The sequence below is a fragment of the Chryseobacterium sp. FR048 genome (assembly GCF_056844665.1).
This window is the reverse complement of record NZ_JBXDSE010000016.1, coordinates 1-17,448: the sequence shown is the minus strand read 5'-3', so window position 1 is coordinate 17,448 and position 17,448 is coordinate 1. Positions and strand designations below refer to the sequence as shown.

At 37.7% G+C, this 17,448-nt stretch carries 16 protein-coding genes; 7 read left to right on the top strand and 9 right to left on the bottom strand.

Features of this window, described 5'->3' with window-relative positions; all coding sequences use genetic code 11:
* Positions 1-44 precede the first annotated feature (44 nt).
* Positions 45-1,313 carry a serine--tRNA ligase gene (serS, locus tag AC106K_RS27225; protein WP_482448754.1) on the top strand — a complete coding sequence of 423 codons (1,269 nt, stop codon included), beginning with the start codon at positions 45-47 and terminating at the stop codon, positions 1,311-1,313.
* A gap of 149 nt (positions 1,314-1,462) precedes the next feature.
* Here serS and AC106K_RS27220 read toward each other — a convergent pair whose 3' ends face one another.
* From AC106K_RS27220 to AC106K_RS27180, 9 genes are all read right to left on the bottom strand, one after another.
* Entirely contained in the window at positions 1,463-2,206 is a 744-nt protein-coding gene (locus tag AC106K_RS27220) for a hypothetical protein (protein ID WP_482448753.1), read from the bottom strand.
* Between the two features lie 19 nt (positions 2,207-2,225).
* Positions 2,226-2,951: a sulfite exporter TauE/SafE family protein gene (locus AC106K_RS27215; protein WP_482448752.1), complete on the bottom strand. Its 726-nt coding sequence runs from the start codon at positions 2,949-2,951 to the stop codon at positions 2,226-2,228.
* Positions 2,942-3,391: a FixH family protein gene (locus tag AC106K_RS27210; protein WP_482448751.1), complete on the bottom strand. Its 450-nt coding sequence runs from the start codon at positions 3,389-3,391 to the stop codon at positions 2,942-2,944. The genes AC106K_RS27215 and AC106K_RS27210 overlap by 10 nt, the downstream gene beginning before the upstream one ends.
* A gap of 93 nt (positions 3,392-3,484) precedes the next feature.
* Complete coding sequence (gene ccoG, locus AC106K_RS27205; RefSeq protein ID WP_482448750.1) at positions 3,485-4,939, bottom strand: cytochrome c oxidase accessory protein CcoG; 1,455 nt, start codon at positions 4,937-4,939, stop codon at positions 3,485-3,487.
* 96 nt (positions 4,940-5,035) lie between these two features.
* Entirely contained in the window at positions 5,036-5,914 is an 879-nt protein-coding gene (locus tag AC106K_RS27200; protein ID WP_276159666.1) for a c-type cytochrome, read from the bottom strand.
* Positions 5,915-5,923: 9 nt separating this feature from the next.
* Positions 5,924-6,124 (bottom strand): cbb3-type cytochrome oxidase subunit 3, encoded by a 201-nt coding sequence (locus tag AC106K_RS27195; RefSeq protein WP_027373015.1) that lies wholly within the window; start codon positions 6,122-6,124, stop codon positions 5,924-5,926.
* A gap of 22 nt (positions 6,125-6,146) precedes the next feature.
* On the bottom strand, positions 6,147-8,408 hold the full coding sequence (gene ccoN, locus AC106K_RS27190) for a cytochrome-c oxidase, cbb3-type subunit I (protein WP_482448749.1): 2,262 nt from the start codon (positions 8,406-8,408) through the stop codon (positions 6,147-6,149).
* Positions 8,409-8,429: 21 nt separating this feature from the next.
* Positions 8,430-8,639, bottom strand: a complete 210-nt coding sequence (ccoS, locus tag AC106K_RS27185) for a cbb3-type cytochrome oxidase assembly protein CcoS (RefSeq protein WP_047097166.1) — start codon at positions 8,637-8,639, stop codon at positions 8,430-8,432.
* A 109-nt stretch (positions 8,640-8,748) separates the two neighbouring features.
* Positions 8,749-11,127: a heavy metal translocating P-type ATPase gene (locus AC106K_RS27180; protein ID WP_482448748.1), complete on the bottom strand. Its 2,379-nt coding sequence runs from the start codon at positions 11,125-11,127 to the stop codon at positions 8,749-8,751.
* Positions 11,128-11,215: 88 nt separating this feature from the next.
* Here AC106K_RS27180 and AC106K_RS27175 point away from each other — a divergent pair, with 88 nt between their 5' ends.
* The 6 genes from AC106K_RS27175 (at position 11,216) to AC106K_RS27150 (ending at position 17,199) form a co-directional block, all read left to right on the top strand.
* Positions 11,216-11,929: a Crp/Fnr family transcriptional regulator gene (locus AC106K_RS27175; RefSeq protein WP_065400912.1), complete on the top strand. Its 714-nt coding sequence runs from the start codon at positions 11,216-11,218 to the stop codon at positions 11,927-11,929.
* A gap of 63 nt (positions 11,930-11,992) precedes the next feature.
* Entirely contained in the window at positions 11,993-12,808 is an 816-nt protein-coding gene (gene panB / locus AC106K_RS27170; RefSeq protein ID WP_047097163.1) for a 3-methyl-2-oxobutanoate hydroxymethyltransferase, read from the top strand.
* 3 nt (positions 12,809-12,811) lie between these two features.
* Positions 12,812-13,135, top strand: coding sequence for a hypothetical protein (locus tag AC106K_RS27165; RefSeq protein ID WP_482448747.1), 324 nt, complete (start codon positions 12,812-12,814; stop codon positions 13,133-13,135).
* A gap of 5 nt (positions 13,136-13,140) precedes the next feature.
* Positions 13,141-13,818, top strand: a complete 678-nt coding sequence (locus AC106K_RS27160; protein WP_482448746.1) for an RluA family pseudouridine synthase — start codon at positions 13,141-13,143, stop codon at positions 13,816-13,818.
* A 195-nt stretch (positions 13,819-14,013) separates the two neighbouring features.
* Positions 14,014-16,050: an Ig-like domain-containing protein gene (locus AC106K_RS27155; protein WP_482448745.1), complete on the top strand. Its 2,037-nt coding sequence runs from the start codon at positions 14,014-14,016 to the stop codon at positions 16,048-16,050.
* Positions 16,051-16,371: 321 nt separating this feature from the next.
* Positions 16,372-17,199 carry a hypothetical protein gene (locus AC106K_RS27150; RefSeq protein WP_482448744.1) on the top strand — a complete coding sequence of 276 codons (828 nt, stop codon included), beginning with the start codon at positions 16,372-16,374 and terminating at the stop codon, positions 17,197-17,199.
* Positions 17,200-17,448: the final 249 nt, after the last annotated feature.

Genomic DNA, 17,448 nt, shown 5'->3' with positions numbered 1-17,448 from the left:
GCTTGATTATAAGCTAAACATCTAATATTTAACATCTAAATAAAATGTTACAAGTCAATTTTTTGCGCGACAATAAAGAACGCGTTTTAGAAGGTCTTAAGAAAAGACAATTCAAAAATCTTGAGTTGGTAGACGAAGCTATTGCTACTGACGACGAAAGAAAAAGAATCCAGTTTGAACTAGATTCCCAGCTTTCCGAGATCAACAAAATCTCCAAAGAAATTGGACTTTTGATGAAAGAAGGAAAGAAAGAAGAGGCGGAATCTGCAAAATCTAAAACAGCACAGTATAAAGAGTCGAGCTCAGAATTGAAATCTCAGCTGGAGGTAAAAGAAACAGATCTTCTTAATATCCTGTATCAGCTTCCTAATATTCCAAATGAATTGGTGAAAAGTGGTGCTTCTGCAGATGACAACGAAATCATCTTCCAGTCTCACCCTGTAGAAGGTCTTGGTGAAGGAGCAATTCCTCACTGGGAGCTGGCCAAAAAATACAACCTGATCGATTTTGAATTGGGCGTAAAAATTGCCGGAGCAGGTTTCCCTGTTTATTTAGGAAAAGGAGCAAGATTGCAGAGAGCTTTGGTTCAGTATTTCCTGGACAAAAATGTTGATAAAGGATATACGGAAGTAAACCCGCCTCACGTAGTGAATGAAGCATCAGGATTCGGAACAGGTCAGTTGCCGGATAAAGAAGGTCAAATGTACTATATCAACGAAGATAAATTATATCTGATCCCTACGGCAGAAGTTCCTGTAACCAACCTTTACCGTGATGTTTTATTTGATGAAAAAGACCTTCCGGTAAAGAATACGGCTTTCTCTCAATGTTACAGAAGAGAAGCGGGAAGCTATGGAGCTCACGTAAGAGGATTAAACCGTCTTCACCAGTTCGAAAAAGTAGAGATTGTAAGAATTGAGAAACCTGAAAATTCTTATGCTGTTTTGGAAGAAATGGTAGAGCACATCAAAGAAATCCTTACAGACCTTGAATTACCTTTCAGAGTGTTAAGACTTTGCGGTGGTGATACAGGTTTTGCTTCTGCAATGACTTACGACTTTGAAGTATGGAGTGCTGCACAGGAAATGTGGCTGGAAGTAAGCTCTGTTTCCAACTTTGAAACATTCCAGGCCAATAGATTGAAGTGCCGTTATAAAGCAGATGGTAAGTCTCAGTTGGTTCACACGCTGAACGGTTCAGCAATGGCATTGCCAAGAATTATGGCTGCGTTGCTAGAGAACAATCAGACTGCGGAAGGAATTAAACTTCCTAAGAAGATTGCTGAATATGCTAGATTCGATGTAATCAACTAAACGAATAGGTTTAGTAACAAATAAATACTAAGAGGCTGTTCTGAAAAGTTCAGCCTCTTTTTTATGTTTTATTATTGGGCCGAATAAAAGAAATAGTGCATTCGTGGCTAAATAAAAAGGCTACCTTATCTTAGGCAGCCTATCTATATTTATTCGGTTGTGACAATAATTTTTTTATCAGCATTTTTTAATTTTGCATCCTTGTCATACATCGCTTTCAGATCGTATGTGATTCTTATCGAATAATCATCAACCTGCTTCAGCCAGTCATGTTTACCGGTGATCGATTTTATTTTATTATCAAACTTCAGAGTAGTTCCAATATTTTTGAAAAACATCATCATCATTCCCTCCATTTTCTCAGTTTCCTCTTTCGAGCCTTTAGACTGAAGAACTTCTTCAATGTTTTTAAGATTGAAAAAATCCGTATTAATGGTTAGGGTTTTTCCATCCCAGGTATTGAGTACATTCTGATCAAAGGGTAATTTCTCGTCTTTATTAAAATTTTTAATTAATTCATAATCTTTGGGAGTGATATGATCCATTTTAAAAGAGTATCCAACAGCGACAGGACTATTCCCTTCTTTGGTAGATTTCATAGAAATTTTTTTCAGAATTCTGACGGTGTCCTGGTTTTCGGTCTTCAGTTTTCCTTCTTTTTTCATAAGATCATACATACTGGTCCAGGTGGTTGGAAATCTGTCCATATCCTTAAACTTCTCCTGTTGTAATGAATCTGGTGTCATTGCCTGCATTTCTGCCATAAATTCTCTGGTATCAATGTCAGTGATGATAGATGAAGCGGCGTCTTTATGATAGACAACCTCGGTATTTATACTGCAGGATTGTAACGTAAACAGACTTATTAAAAATAAGACGATTGTTTTTTTCATGGTATATTGTAAATGCTAATTAATGACAGTTGACAGCGCCGTTCGGATCCTTTGAAATCGTCATGGATTCTGCTTTGGGTGAAACATAAGGAATTCCAAGTTCTAAACCTCTCAGGATGAAAAGCCCACCCAGAATGATCATGATAATCGGAACTGCTTTCAAAACTTTTATTCTGAAGGCCTGATTCATGAGATTTCCGGCAAGAACGATGGCAAACATGAACGGAAGGGTTCCCAGGCCAAATAAAGCCATATATAAGGCTCCCTGCCATATTCCTCCGCCTGCAAGACTTGCGGTAAGAGCCATATAAACCATTCCGCACGGTAAAAAGCCATTGAGGATACCTGTTGTAAATCTGGAGCGGTAATCTGCCTTTTGAAGCAGTCTTCCCAGATTGGATTTTACAGAATACAGGAATTTGGATAAAAAAGGAATTTTTGACGCAAAATCTTTTCCTCCAAATGAAAATACAGCCATGACGATCAACAAGACTCCTGCTGTGATCGTCAGGTATTTCTGAAAGCCGGCCATCTCAAATCCCTGGCCTATAATTCCCAGAAGTGCACCCAATAATGAATAGGTGAAAATTCTTCCGAACTGATAGGTCAGATTCTGGAGATAAAAATTGGCAGCCTGCTTTTTGGTTAAACCCATCGATAAAGCAATAGGCCCGCACATTCCGATACAGTGAAAACCGGAAGCAAAGCCTAAGGCAATAGCCGATACAACAAGTCCTATTTCCATAACACGTCGTAATCCATTCGATAGTCTGTTTTGTCTTTGGTCCAGCTCAGTCTTAAAGTATAATTCCCCATTTTCAATACCTGTGCTGGTATTACAAATGACTGGCCCGTAAGCTGTACCGATTTCTTAATATCTAAATTCTGGTCGTCGGTTCTGTTTAAAACAAATTTTACCGTAGTATTTGAGCTGTTATAATCTTTTGGAAAAGTGATTTTTATTCCTTCGGTAGTCTGGCTGTATACAGGTTTTTCCTGCAGTTCGTCAGCTCTTTTCTTGGAATCAATTACATCCTGGTATTGTAACTCTTCTTCATAATAATTATCGGTGACCATTTCAGAGTTTTTCTGCCCGTTCGGGAAAAGAAATAACATGGATAATATAAAAATGATGAATGCCGCTAATGCAATTACAACACCGTGTCCCCAACTAAAGTTCTTCATTTCTTCCGGATTTTATTTTTATGGTTTTATTAAAACATTTCCACAGTCATAATTGTGTTGAATGATGGTGGAAATGTCTGATGTATTGGTTAGTTAAAATTGTAGATTAAATGGTCCCTCAAAATACGTCTGGTAAGAATCGATAAGCTTACCTTTCATATCGTAGACGCCAATGGTAATATTCTGTTTGGAAAGTTTCATTTCAGATTCAGGGAAGCTGATATTGATGGTTCCTTTAGAAATCTTATCCCTGTCTACCTGGATCTTACTTGATGCACTATAGGTAATCTCTCCATGAGTAGGTTCTATCACTTTGATGGTAACGATTTTTTTGTCGTTGGTCTTATTCAGGAAGGTATAATTGTAAGTGTTGGTAATCTTTCCGTCTCTTACGAAGAAGGTACTTCCTGCCGGCTTGATGAATTTGGCTTCCATTTCGCCACGGCTGTAAAGAAGATAGCCTAAGAATCCTACAAGAAGGAATAAGAATATACTGAACCCTTTCATTCTTCCGGTAAATTTGAACTGAGTTTCTTTCTCAATTTCATTTTCCGAAGCATATCTGATCAGCCCTTTTGGAAGGCCTACTTTTTCCATTACTTCATCACAGGCATCAATACAGGCAGTACAGTTGATGCATTCCAGCTGCTGGCCATCTCTGATGTCAATTCCGGTAGGGCATACCACTACACATTGGTGGCAGTCGATACAATCACCTTTACCAGCTGCTTTTCTGTCTTCTCCTTTTCTCCATTTTGATCTGCCTTCTCCTCTTTTGAAATCGTAGAAAACATTGATGGTATCTTTATCAATCAATACGCCCTGAAGCCTTCCGTATGGGCAAACCAAAGTACATACCTGCTCTCTGAACCATGCAAATACAAAATAGAATGCAGCGGTAAGGAGAATCATTACGATAAAATTGGTAGGGTGGGCAAACGGTCCTTCAGATACAATTTTCAATACCTCTTCATACCCAACGATGTACATAAACATAAAGTGGGTGATGATGAGTGAAATAACGATATAAACAGACCATTTTAAACTTCTTTTCCAGATCTTCTCACTGTTCCACTCCTGTCTGTCCAGCTTCATTTGCTTGTTTCGGTCTCCTTCGATCAGGTATTCGATTTTACGGAAGATCGATTCCATAAAAATTGTCTGAGGACATATCCATCCGCAGAAAATTCTTCCGAACGCAATCGTAAAAACGATAATAAAGATCAAAGAGGCGATAGCACCCAAAGTCAGGATAAAAAAGTCCTGTGGATAGAAAGGCTGTCCAAAGATGAAAAACTCTCTGTCTATTACATTGAACATCAGCAACGGGTTTCCGTTGATCTTGATGAACGGTAATGAAAAATAAATAATTAATAAAAGATAGCTTACAATGTTTCTATAGTTGGTGTATTTCCCTTTTGGCTTTCTTGGGAATACCCATTTTCTCTTACCGGATTGCTCCATTGTCCCAATAGAATCCCTGTAAGTTTCAGGGTCCAGAACCTGTCCCTGTCCGCCTCGTACTTCTATTTCTTCTATGTCTGACATATTTGTAATGTGTTTAAAAAAGAAAAAACATAATTCGTTACTATTTTTAAGGTAATAACAAATTATGTTTTTTTCATATGTTTCTAATTTTCTAAATTATTCTTTTTCCCAATGCGCTTCCTCACCGTATGGTGTTGCTCCTCCTTGTGCAGGAGTAATTGGAGGCTGCTCCTGGTTGATGTGGTAAACATAAGCGGCTACATTTTGAATGTCAGCACCTGTTAGTACCCCATTTTTACCCCAAGCCTGCATTGCTGTTCCTGTTACTCCATTTTCTACAACGTGGAATACGTTTTTGAATAATGTTTTCTCAGGTTGGTTGTGCCAGTAGTTATCGGTAAGGTTGGGTCCGATCCCTCCTCTACCACCATCAGAGTGACAAGAAACACAGTTGGTTTTGAATACTTCTTCTCCGGCAGCGATGTTATCTGCTGAATATTTTGCAGATTCAATCGTTACAGGCGGCTGTTCTTTCATATACTTATCAATAGCAGCCATTTGCTCTTTATATTCTTTTTCATATTCGCTCAATGGGTGTGCGAAGTCTGTGAAAGAGTAAGCTGCGATATATACAATACAAAAAGCAGTCCCAAAATAGAATAAACCTACCCACCATTTTGGTAATTGGTTATCCAACTCCATGATCCCATCAAAACCGTGGTCGATAAGGATATCTTTTTCTTCTGTATCAGATTGCTTTTTAAATGCAGCTGCATACATTCTTTTGAAGAAAGGAACTTTCTTTTCAGCTAAATAAGCCGCTTTTTCTTCAGGAGATAATTTTTTGAATTTGTTGTTTTCAATAAGGTCTCCAATGGCACTGTGAATGTAAGCCAGAATACCAGCGATCACAACAGTTCCCCAGAAGTAAGGCGAACCTAGGAATGCATAACTTTGTACAAACAGATAATAAAAAACGATTAAAAGACCGATTATTATTAAGATGTTTACGACAACAGGTGTTCTTTGTTTCATAAAAATAGTCTAATTTTTTAAATTAAAATCGTCATCTTCATCATCCCCAAGAGGTGCCTCTTCTTCTTCTTTGTAATATTTTTTAGGCTTGCTAAAAACATAGATTATCAAAGCGACGAAGAACAGCATAAAGAAAATCAGAGCCAGCGTCTGGTAGAAACCAGCATTTTCTGTATTGGATAATATATCTTTAAAGTTCTGAGGAATCATAATATGAACCTTTTAATGTTTTTTAGTTATTACTTGCAGTTTTGATTTCAGTTGTTTTGATATCAGTTCCCAGTCTCTGAAGATAAGAAATAAGAGCTACGATTTCTTTTTTCTCCAATTCTCCCTGAGGTTTTTTAGCATAAGCCACTTTAAGGTCATTGGCTTCAGAGAAGATATCTTTTACAATTTTCTTAGCCTGGTTATCTGCCCATGCATTTGCAGAATCAATTTGAGGTTTTGTATAAGGTACATCAAATGTATTCTTCATCAGCTTCATTTTGTCTACCATCTTAGTTCTGTCTAAGTCAGTAGCAATTAACCAAGGGTAACGAGGCATGATAGAACCTGCAGATGTAGATCTTGGGTTATACATGTGTTTGTAATGCCAAGAACTTGGGTTTTTACCACCTTCTCTATGTAAATCCGGTCCTGTTCTCTTAGAACCCCATAGGAATGGTCTGTCGTATACGAATTCTCCAGCTTTGGAGTATTGTCCGTTTTTACCGTTGAATCTTACGATCTCATCTCTGAACGGTCTTACCATCTGAGAGTGACATGCGTTACATCCTTCACGGATATAAATATCTCTACCTTCTAATTCAAGCGGAGAATAAGGTTTTACCGCTGAAATGGTAGGAACACTTTTCTTAAGAGATAGAGTAGGGATGATTTCCACCATACTTCCGATTGAAATTGTAAACAATGATAATACTGTCAACAACATCGGCATTCTTTCCAACCAAAGGTGGAATCCTTCTCCTTCTTTACGTTTGTTTCCGATATTCGCCAATGCAGGTGCTTCAGCAGGAACTTCTTTCTGGAATGATCCTTTTCTTACCGTAGCAATTACGTTTACAATCATTAGGATAGCTCCTGAAATATAGAATAACCCTCCTACGAATCTCATTTTGAAGTAAGGAATAATTGCAGTTACCGTATCCAACCAGTTTTTCCATAACAGAGTTCCATCCGGGTTGAATTGTTTCCACATTAATCCTTGTGTAAATCCTGAAATATACATTGGTACTGCATAGAAAATGATTCCTAAAGTACCTAACCAGAAATGCCAGTTGGCTAGTTTTACAGACCAAAGTTTTGTTCTCCACATAATTGGTACAAGGTAATAGATAACCCCGAATGCCATGAAACCATTCCATCCAAGAGCTCCTAAGTGTACGTGACCGATAACCCAGTCTGTAAAGTGACCAATTTTGTTGATGTTTTTAGTTGCTAAAAGCGGTCCTTCAAACGTTGCCATACCATAACAAGTAACGGCTACTACGAAGAACTTAAGGATAGGATTTTCTCTTACTTTATCCCAAGCTCCTCTTAATGTAAGAAGACCATTTAACATTCCTCCCCAAGATGGTGCGATAAGCATGATAGAGAACCCTGTTCCTACTGCCTGAGCCCATGCCGGAAGAGCGGTATACTGAAGGTGGTGAGGACCAGCCCAGATATATACGAAGATCAGTGACCAAAAGTGAATAATAGACAGTTTGTATGAGAATACCGGTCTGTCTGCCGCTTTTGGTAAGAAGTAATACATTAAACCTAGTACCGGAGTCGTCAATACGAATGCTACTGCATTGTGACCATACCACCATTGTACGATGGCATCTTTTGCTCCTGCATATGCAGAATAAGACTTCCAGCCTGAGAAAGATAACGGAACTTCAAGGTTGTTGAAAATATGAAGCATTGCTACTGCAACCCAAGTACCTAAATAGAACCAGATGGCTACATAAAGGTGTCTTACTCTTCTTCTTGCAATAGTCATAATCATATTCACCCCGAAAATAATCCAAGAGATAGCGATTAATATATCGATCGGCCATTCATGTTCAGCATATTCTTTTGAAGTATTGATCCCCATAAAGAACGTAATGAACGTAGCAACGATCATAAACTGCCAAGTCCAGAAATGAATCCAAGATAATGTATCACTATACATTCTTGTTTTTAATAATCTTTGTGTAGAGTAGTATACCCCCACATACACGATATTACATACGAATGCAAAGATTACCGTATTGGTGTGCAACATTCTGATTCTACCAAAACCAAATGCACCATGAGTGTTTATTAACCCTTGAATATTACCTGATGATAAACTTCTGATGGTTGTATCATCTGTACCGAATAAGAATTCTGGTAATTCCGGGTAGAAAAGCATTAATGCCGCCGTAAGCCCGAACGTAAATCCTATGAAACCAAAGATAATGGTTGCATAGAGGAACGCACGGACAATACTATTGTCATAACTAAACTTTTGTGTTTCCATATCAACTATTCACTATTTTTCTCAATTTTTATTATTTTCTCCTATTTCTTTCTCGTCTTTATTCTTGTCGCCAGTTTCATCTTTTTCTTTGATTTCATCATCAAAAAGGATTCTGACAGCCGGAGATTCGTCATCTTCAAACTGTCCTTTTTTGGCATACACTATAAATACGACCAGGAAGATCGCAGCTAAAGAAACACTGCAGACGATCATTAAATATAGAATATCCATTGGACAACAAAATTAACCTATTTTCGGGGTTCAAATTTAGTGAAAAATAATGACATTCATCACGAAATGCCGATTTCAGCTAATTTAAAATCAGTCTAAATAAGGGCGTTTAAGCCTGTTTTTTGAAGTATTTGCGACCCAGTATCCAGGTTGAAATAGTAGTGAAGGTAACTACCGTGATGGAACTTACAGGCATGATGATCGCCGCAAAAAGCGGATGCATGTGTCCTGTAACTGCGTAACTTAACCCAACGATATTGTAAAGAAAGCTGATTATAAATGTCATTTTCACAATTGTGATAGATCCTTTACAAACGTTCAGATAATTGTCGAGAGTAACCACTTTTTCTCCATTCATAATCACATCAGAAGAAGGCGTAAAGCTGTTTGTATCATCAGCGATGGCAATACCCACATTACTTTGTTTCAATGCTCCTGCGTCATTCAGACCATCACCAAGCATGGCTACTTTCATGTGCTGATCCTGAAGGTTTTTGATGTAATTCAGTTTGTCCTCAGGACTCTGATTGAAGGCCATTCCTTTGTAATTTGGAATGAGCTCTTTAAGCTGATTTTCCTCTGAAGAATTGTCTCCACTCAGGATGAATATTTTGTATTGAGTAAGTTTCGTAAACAGCTCTTTCAGCTTCGGGCGGTATTCATTTTTAAAGATAAATTTACCGATAAATTGATCGTTTTTGCTGATATAAACCGCTGTTTCCAGATTCTTAGGCTCCTGTTTGTTGTATCGGGCAGAGCCAATTTTATAGGCATTTCCTCTTACGCTGGCTTCATATCCTTTTCCTGATATTTCCTTGAAGTTTTCAACCGGGAAATAATCATCATTGGCTTCTATAAATTCATATAGTGATTTGGAAAGTGGGTGGTTTGAGTTTTTTAGTAAAGTTTTAATGTTGAGAAGATCAAACTCGCTGATTTCAGCACCTTCATATTTGATGTTGGCTTTTTTTCTGTGAGTGATAGTTCCTGTCTTATCAAAAACAATAGTATCCAGCTTAGCGATTTTTTCAATCGTTAAAGTATCTTTTACATAGAATTTATTTCGACCTAAAATCCTCATAATGTGTCCAAAAGTAAACGGCGCAGATAAGGCAAGCGCACAAGGACAAGCAATAATCAGAATTGCAGAAATAACCTGGAACATTTTCTCAAGATCGATAAATGCCCAATATATTCCTGAAATAAGGGCTATTCCCAGAATGACGAATGTGAAATATTTACTGATATTATTAGTCAGGGTGTCAAGTCCCGTTTCGTGCTTTTTAAAAGCTTCTTTGTTCCAAAGCTGGGTCAGGTAACTCTGATCTACGTCTTTGATTACTTCCAGTTCGAGAGAAGAACCTACCTGTTTACCTCCGGCAAAAATCTTGTCACCGGGCTGTTTGCTGATGCTTTCACTTTCTCCGGTGATAAAGCTGTTGTCGATATTCCCTTCTCCGTTGATCAGAATAGCGTCTACCGGGATGATTTCCTGGTTTCTAACTAAAATTCTGTCACCAACTTTAACCTCTGAAAGCAGAATGTTTTCCTGTTTCCCTTCAAAGTCTACTTTGGTAACGGCAATCGGATAAAAAGATTTATAATCTCTGTCATAGGAAAGGGCGCTGTAAGTTCTCTTTTGGAAGAGTTTCCCCATCAGCATAAAGAACAGAAGACCACAAAGCGTATCAAAATATCCGGGACCGTAGTCTGTGGCTACTTCATAGATACTTCTGCCAAAAAGAACGAAAATTCCCAGTACAATAGGAACGTCAATATTGACAATTTTATTTTTTAATCCGTACCATGCGGATTTGTAGTAGTCCGAAGCTGAGTAAAATACAACAGGGCAGGCCAATAAGAACATCAATACTCTGAAAAGCCCTTTGTAGTGCTCCATCCAGTAATCTTCACCGCCCACATACTCTGGGAAAGCAAGGAACATCCCGTTTCCGAAAGCAAATCCTGCAATAGCGAACTTGACAAGAAGCGATTTGTCGAGATGATCAACATTTTTTTCTGCAGTCTCAAGGCTGATTACAGGTTTGTAGCCTAAATTTGTTAAAAAATTAGCTAGTTGGCTTAATTTTAGATTGTTATGATTGAATGAGATCTGTAAGGTCTTTCTGGTGAAATTAACCTGAGAATACTTAATATGATCGTTTAATGTATGAAGACTCTCCAGAAGCCAGATGCAAGAAGAACAGTGTATTACAGGGATCTTGAATGTGACAAGGCTGGTGTTTCCTTCTGAGAAGTCTGTGATCTTTTCAAAGATTTCGGGAGTGTCCAGATAATCGAACTGCGTAGAATTTTCATCACCCGGTCGGATTCCGGCTCCTTTATTCAGCTCGTAAAAGTTGCTTAAATTATTTAAATTCAGAATCTCATAAACAGATTTACATCCGTTACAGCAGAAAGTCTTTTCATCAAATAAAATTCTCTCTTTTTCTATACCTTGACCACAATGAAAACAGTTCTCGCTCACCCCATAAAATATTGAACTACAAAATTATAACAATTTTTTTTGTTTATCGTGTTAAAAAGTTCTATTTTTGTGATAAATATCATATAAAATGCCGCAGGAACAACAGATAGCAATTGAAGAGAGGTTCGCCAGAGTTTTTAATGATAAATCATTTAAGGAAAGACTTTCTAGCGCAGATTTTGAAAAATATATTAACGGTAAAAAAAGATTGAGTTTTCAGAAACACGATACGATTTTTGAGGATGGAGAAACCCCAAAAGGAGTGTTTGTTCTTGAAAAAGGAGCCGCTAAACTTTCAAAATCCGGAGCGTTCGGGAAAGATCAGATTTTAAGATTTATCAAAGAAGGGGATATTATCGGCTATCGTTCTTTGCTTTGCGGGGAAAATTTCCAGGCCAAAGCAGAAGCTATGACAGATATAGAATGTGTTTTCTTACCTGCTGATATATTCATGTATCTTTTGGAGGTAGATCCACAGCTGTCTTTCGTAATGCTTCAAAAAATTTCGTACGAATTAGGAGAATCCTCCAACACTATTACCTTCCTTGCACAAAAGACGGTAAGAGAAAGATTGGCGGAGATCTTATTGCTTCTGGAACAGAAACTGGGAGTAGATCCTGAAGGATTTATCAAGATCTCGCTGACAAGAGAGGAGATTGCCAATATTATCGGTACTGCCACAGAAAGTGCCATTCGTCTGATCTCAGAATTCAAACAGGATAGTCTGATTGAAGTAGACGGAAGAAATATCAAGATTCTCAATCACGATAAACTCATGAAACTCGGTCACGTAGTTTTATAAAAATCATAAAAAACTTAAGTCGGCTAAACGCCGACTTTTTAACTTTTAAAAAATAGATAAAGTATGTCTGTTCACTCTGAAATTAAAAAAGTTACGACTGAAACCTTGCGTAAAATGAAATTCGACAAGGAAAAAATAACAATGCTTACCGCTTATGATTTTACCACGGCAAAGATGGTAGACGCAGGTGGAGTAGATGCTATTTTGATTGGAGACTCTGCAGCAAATGTAATGGCGGGTTTTGAAACGACCTTGCCTATTACCTTAGACCAAATGATCTATCACGCTCAAAGTGTGGTAAGAGGAACTGACAGAGCTTTGGTGGTAGCAGATCTGCCTTTCGGAACTTATCAGAGTAATCCTGAAAAAGCTTTGGAGTCTGCTGTAAGAATGATGAAAGAAGGAGGTGCTCATGCGGTGAAGATTGAAGGAGGAAAAGAAATTTCAAAATCAATCAAAAAAATCATCAATGCCGGGATTCCTGTAATGGGACATTTGGGATTGACACCACAGTCGATTTATAAATTCGGAACCTATAAAGTAAGAGCTAAAGAAGAAGCAGAAGCAGAAAAATTGATTGCTGATGCCCAGCTTTTGGAAGAATTAGGCTGTTTCTCTATTGTATTGGAGAAAATTCCGGCAGAATTAGCAAAAAGAGTGACGGAAAGTATTTCTATCCCAACCATCGGAATCGGTGCAGGTGCAGATTGCGACGGGCAGGTTCTTGTGTATCATGATATGGTGGGAATGAACAAAGGTTTCAGTCCAAAATTCTTAAGAAGGTATCTTGATCTTTATACAGAAATTACAGGAGCTGTTTCTCAATACGTAAAAGACGTAAAGAACGTAGAATTTCCAAACGAAAACGAAAGTTATTAATTCATGCAAAACCCACAACAATCTATCCAGGGAATTTTATCCATTGCAGCACTGATCTGTCTTGCAGTGGGGTTTTTCAATTTGTTTTCCCCGGAAATCAATCATTTACTGTCCAGAAAAGTCTTCTATATTCTGATAGGAGTCAGTTTCTTTATCCAGGCACCTATGCTGACCAATAAAAACTTTATGTATGCAATGTATGTTGCTGCTGCAGTTTGTGTGGCAGGAGCTTTATTGCCGGATAGTTCAATGATTGCCAAAATGAAAACAGTTGGTCTTTTGGCAGGGATTATTCTTTCAATGTCAAATAAAAACCGAAACCGATAAACTGAATGAAGGAGCAGATTGTATATGAAGACAACCATCTTCTGGTAGTGAACAAAAAAGTCGGCCAGCTTGTACAGGGTGATAAGACTGGTGATGAATCACTATTGGAATCTATCAAGAATTTTATCAAGATAAGAGATGCTAAGCCGGGAAATGTTTTTCTCGGCTTGGTGCATCGTATAGACCGTCCCACTTCCGGGTTGGTGATCTATGCCAAAACATCCAAAGCTCTTTCCCGTCTTACACAGATGGTTAAAAATCGTGAGGTTAAAAAGACCTATTGGGCAGTGGTGGGAAAAGAAATGATTCCTCAGAGTCAAAGGCTGGTGCATTATTTAAAGAAGAACGAAAAAAATAATAAGGCTATTGTTTTTCCAAAGGCAACAGAAGGTGCCAAAGAAGCAATTCTTACCTATAATGTGATCAAAACGCTGGACAATTATCTGCTGTTGGAAATTGACCTTGAAACCGGAAGACATCATCAGATCAGAGCTCAGTTATCCAAAACTGGAGTTCCAATTAAGGGTGATCTGAAATATGGAGCACCGCGTTCCAATCCGGACGGCGGAATCAATCTTCATGCAAGGAAACTGGAGTTTATTCATCCGGTGACCAAAGAGAAAATTGAAATTACAGCTCCCGTTCCGCAGAATGATGCGATCTGGAGAGCTTGCGAAGAATAATAAATCCTGCATATTTGCAGGATTTCTCTTTTATAATGAATATTTTTAATTTTATTTATTTCCTGTGTTTATTTTTTAATTTATATTGAATATTTGTTTAAATGATATTTTTGCTGAATATTTTCCATCTAAAAAATAAATTATTTGCTAATTTAAAAATTCATATCTTGGTTTCAACTTAAAATATGACAAGATATGAAACATTTTTACCCGTTTTCTCTTCAACGAAAAAGAAGGGCTAATAACTTTAAAAACATCCTATCAGGATTGACGATCCTGTTGGGAGGAGTTGGGATGACCTCTGCACAGGTGAGCAGTTATACCTTTTCTCAATCTTCAGGAACTTACAATTCTATTTCAGGAACTGTTTTAGGAGAGGCAACAGGTAATACAGCGGCTACCAGCCTTGATAGTAATCTGTATCCGATAAATCTGCCGTTTAATTTTGTTTTTAACGGCACAGTGTATAATTCTGCCAATGTTTCTACCAATGGCTTTATTACTTTTGGAGCAACGGCTCCTACTAGTGGTACAACTACTCCGATCTCTGGTACTGCAGCATATGATGGAGCTATCGCTCCATGGGGAAGGGATCTGAATACTCTATTTGATGTTAATGGTACTACAGGAAATATCAGCTGGACAACTACGGGAACTGCCCCAAATCGGGAAGTTGTGATACAGTGGAAAGATTTCAGAGCTGTTTATAGCCTTTCTGTAACAAATGTTTATCTATTTTCTTTTCAGGTTATACTTCAGGAAACTTCCAATACTATTAAAACCGTATATAATAACGGGGCATTTTTATTAGGAAATACAGCTGTTTCCTCTACGGCTCAGATCGGATTAAGAGGAAGCTCAAACAGTGATTTTAATAACAGGCTCAATAGTTCAACATTGGAATTTGTCAATTCTACTCCGGGAACATCCAACGCCAGTACTCAGTCTTTTAATAGTTCAAGTGCTGTTCCGGGAATGCCTCCTGCGGGATTGATCTATACCTGGACTCCTCCATCCTGCTATACCCCTTCAGGATTATCGGCCGGAGCAACAACAGCCAATACTGCTGCCATATCATGGAATGCTTCACCTTCTGCTCCGGGAACATATGATGTATATTACAGTACAAACAATACTGCTCCTACATCTTCTACACCACCAAGCGTACCACCGGTATCTGGAACATCAAACACTTTAAATTCTTTAGCCCCATCAACTACTTACTACATTTGGGTGAGATCAAATTGTGGAGGGGGGAATACCAGCCTGTGGACCTCTATGCCTGTACAGGTTTCAACACAATGTATGCCACCATCACTTATAACGACAACAGGAGCAACAGCATGTACTACAGGATCTACAACGTTAACTTTGTCTGCGACATCAGCTCCGGGAGCCACCATCAGATGGTATGATGCACAAACAGGAGGTAATCAGCTGGGAACAGGAAATACATTCACCACACCATCTATATCTTCAACCACAAATTACTGGGCTTCGGCTGCCAATATTGGTAATGCAACGAATGTGGGACCTGCAACGCCTGCAGGTGTAGGATCAGGAAGTGCGGAATCTACCAGCTGGGATTTACTGTTTACAGCAAAAACAAATATAGCCTTAAACTCTGTTGATATATTTCCGGGAACAGTAGGACAGACTGGAGCCATTGAGATTCTTACAGCATCAGGAACCTCTATTACTTCTATACCGTTTACAACAACCGTGTCAGGAAATACAACAGCACAGACAGTTCCTTTAAATGTTTCATTACCTCCGGGAACCTATGCCATGAGAAGAACAGGAACAGCAAAACTATACCGAAATAATGGAGGTGCCGTATTTCCCTATTCTACTCCCGAAGTGGTCATTACCGGGACAACGTTTTCAAGTTATCCGTCCTATTATTTTTATTTCTATAATTTGAATTTCACACCTACGTGTGAATCTGCAAGAACTATGGTAACGGCTGAAATAAGCTGTATGTCAACTTCAGAAACCCAAATGAAAGAAAAGATAAAAGTACACCCGAATCCTTTCTCGGATTATATCAACATCAGCAGACCGGAACTGGTAAAATCAGTAAAAGTAACAGACGTTACCGGAAAACTGATCAGAACGATTAATAACCCGGACTCTATACTGAGATTAAGCGATCTTTCACAGGGAATGTATATTCTGATGCTGGAAATGAAGGACGGTTCCCAGGAACAGAAAAAAGTGATTAAGAAATAGTAATTTATTGTTATTCAAATATCAAGGTCGGAAGCTTTAGAGTTTTCGGCCTTTTTTATGGCTGGTGAAATTGGATTTTGCCCATTCTGAAAAAATAACTAACTTCGTCTCAAACCTTGGAAGTATATTGGGAAGAATAAATTGAGCATTTTCCATTTGAATCAGATCTAGATTATTCCAACATAAAAGAAAATAGGATATATTCCTAAAATTATTTATATTTATTTAGGAATGAATGGGTTTATAATTGAAAATTCAACTGATTTCCTCATATGGACCTGAAAAGGTTTGTTAAGAATAACAAAACTAAAAACTAAAAATATGAAACTTAAATTAATTTTTCTGACCGCTTTATTGGCTATTACCTCTTGTTCTAAAGATTCCAATATCTTAGAACCTGAGACCACTCCGGAGATTATAACTGATAAACCTGGTAAAATTTCAGCCGGTTTCCCTATTTTGAAAGGAGGACTTATTATTTCAGGACAAGATGTAAACTATACATTTGAATATGATTCATCAGGAAGATTAACTAAAAGAAATGGCTTTATAGTGAAGGGGAATGACATGTATCCTGATAGTTTTTCTCATTCAGGATACACTGGTATAACCTATACAGGTAGTACTGCTGTTATGAAAAATTATAATGCCGGTGCATCCAATGAAAGAAAACTTGAATTTGATAATCAAGGAAGGCTGATTAAATTAATTATTCTTTCCGCTGCTGATGCAACAAAGGAAAAACATATTACATATAGCTATAATGTTGGAGGAAAACTTTCGGAAACTTTGACTGCATTTCCTAATGTGATTTACAATCCTGCCAATCCCAATGATTATATTTTAACCTATGTGGACAAATTTACTTATGATAATATGGGGAATTTGGATAAGATAGTGACTAAAGAAAAGCATAATAATGCAGAGGTTTATACTATAAAAGAAATTGAATTTAAAGATTTTGATACTGCCCCGAATCCGTTTCGGAAGTTAGGTGTTTTTGAAGAGTACTTTTACTATTCATTATCTACTAATAATTTTGGAAGGGCGAAGACTACGAATTATAAATTAGGAAATTATTTAAATGAGTACACCGGATTATGGCAACGCTATTATAATTCAGATGGAAGCATAAAGCTTTTTGAATAAAATAGAAACCAATAAAATAAAGAGGCTGTCTCAAAAGTGAGGCAGTCTTTTTTTTGAGTATAAAAAAAGGAAAGCTTTTGCTTTCCTAATATTTGCAAATTGATTAATTTGCTGTGTGTTAGGTAATTCAAAGGTAGTCTTTAAAGATTATAATCCCAAGCAAAATTTTCTTTTTCCTCCTAATTTGTCGGAGCTGATAGAAAATAATCATCCTGTACGAACTGTTTCAGCTGTTATAGATGGTCTGGA

Coding starts and splice junctions, on each gene's coding strand:
- serS (WP_482448754.1), top strand. CDS start 45: ATGTTACAAGTCAATTTTTTGCGCGACAATAAAGAACGCGTTTTAGAA.
- AC106K_RS27220 (WP_482448753.1), bottom strand. CDS start 2,206: ATGAAAAAAACAATCGTCTTATTTTTAATAAGTCTGTTTACGTTACAA.
- AC106K_RS27215 (WP_482448752.1), bottom strand. CDS start 2,951: ATGGAAATAGGACTTGTTGTATCGGCTATTGCCTTAGGCTTTGCTTCC.
- AC106K_RS27210 (WP_482448751.1), bottom strand. CDS start 3,391: ATGAAGAACTTTAGTTGGGGACACGGTGTTGTAATTGCATTAGCGGCA.
- ccoG (WP_482448750.1), bottom strand. CDS start 4,939: ATGTCAGACATAGAAGAAATAGAAGTACGAGGCGGACAGGGACAGGTT.
- AC106K_RS27200 (WP_276159666.1), bottom strand. CDS start 5,914: ATGAAACAAAGAACACCTGTTGTCGTAAACATCTTAATAATAATCGGT.
- AC106K_RS27195 (WP_027373015.1), bottom strand. CDS start 6,124: ATGATTCCTCAGAACTTTAAAGATATATTATCCAATACAGAAAATGCT.
- ccoN (WP_482448749.1), bottom strand. CDS start 8,408: ATGGAAACACAAAAGTTTAGTTATGACAATAGTATTGTCCGTGCGTTC.
- ccoS (WP_047097166.1), bottom strand. CDS start 8,639: ATGGATATTCTATATTTAATGATCGTCTGCAGTGTTTCTTTAGCTGCG.
- AC106K_RS27175 (WP_065400912.1), top strand. CDS start 11,216: ATGCCGCAGGAACAACAGATAGCAATTGAAGAGAGGTTCGCCAGAGTT.
- panB (WP_047097163.1), top strand. CDS start 11,993: ATGTCTGTTCACTCTGAAATTAAAAAAGTTACGACTGAAACCTTGCGT.
- AC106K_RS27165 (WP_482448747.1), top strand. CDS start 12,812: ATGCAAAACCCACAACAATCTATCCAGGGAATTTTATCCATTGCAGCA.
- AC106K_RS27160 (WP_482448746.1), top strand. CDS start 13,141: ATGAAGGAGCAGATTGTATATGAAGACAACCATCTTCTGGTAGTGAAC.
- AC106K_RS27155 (WP_482448745.1), top strand. CDS start 14,014: ATGAAACATTTTTACCCGTTTTCTCTTCAACGAAAAAGAAGGGCTAAT.
- AC106K_RS27150 (WP_482448744.1), top strand. CDS start 16,372: ATGAAACTTAAATTAATTTTTCTGACCGCTTTATTGGCTATTACCTCT.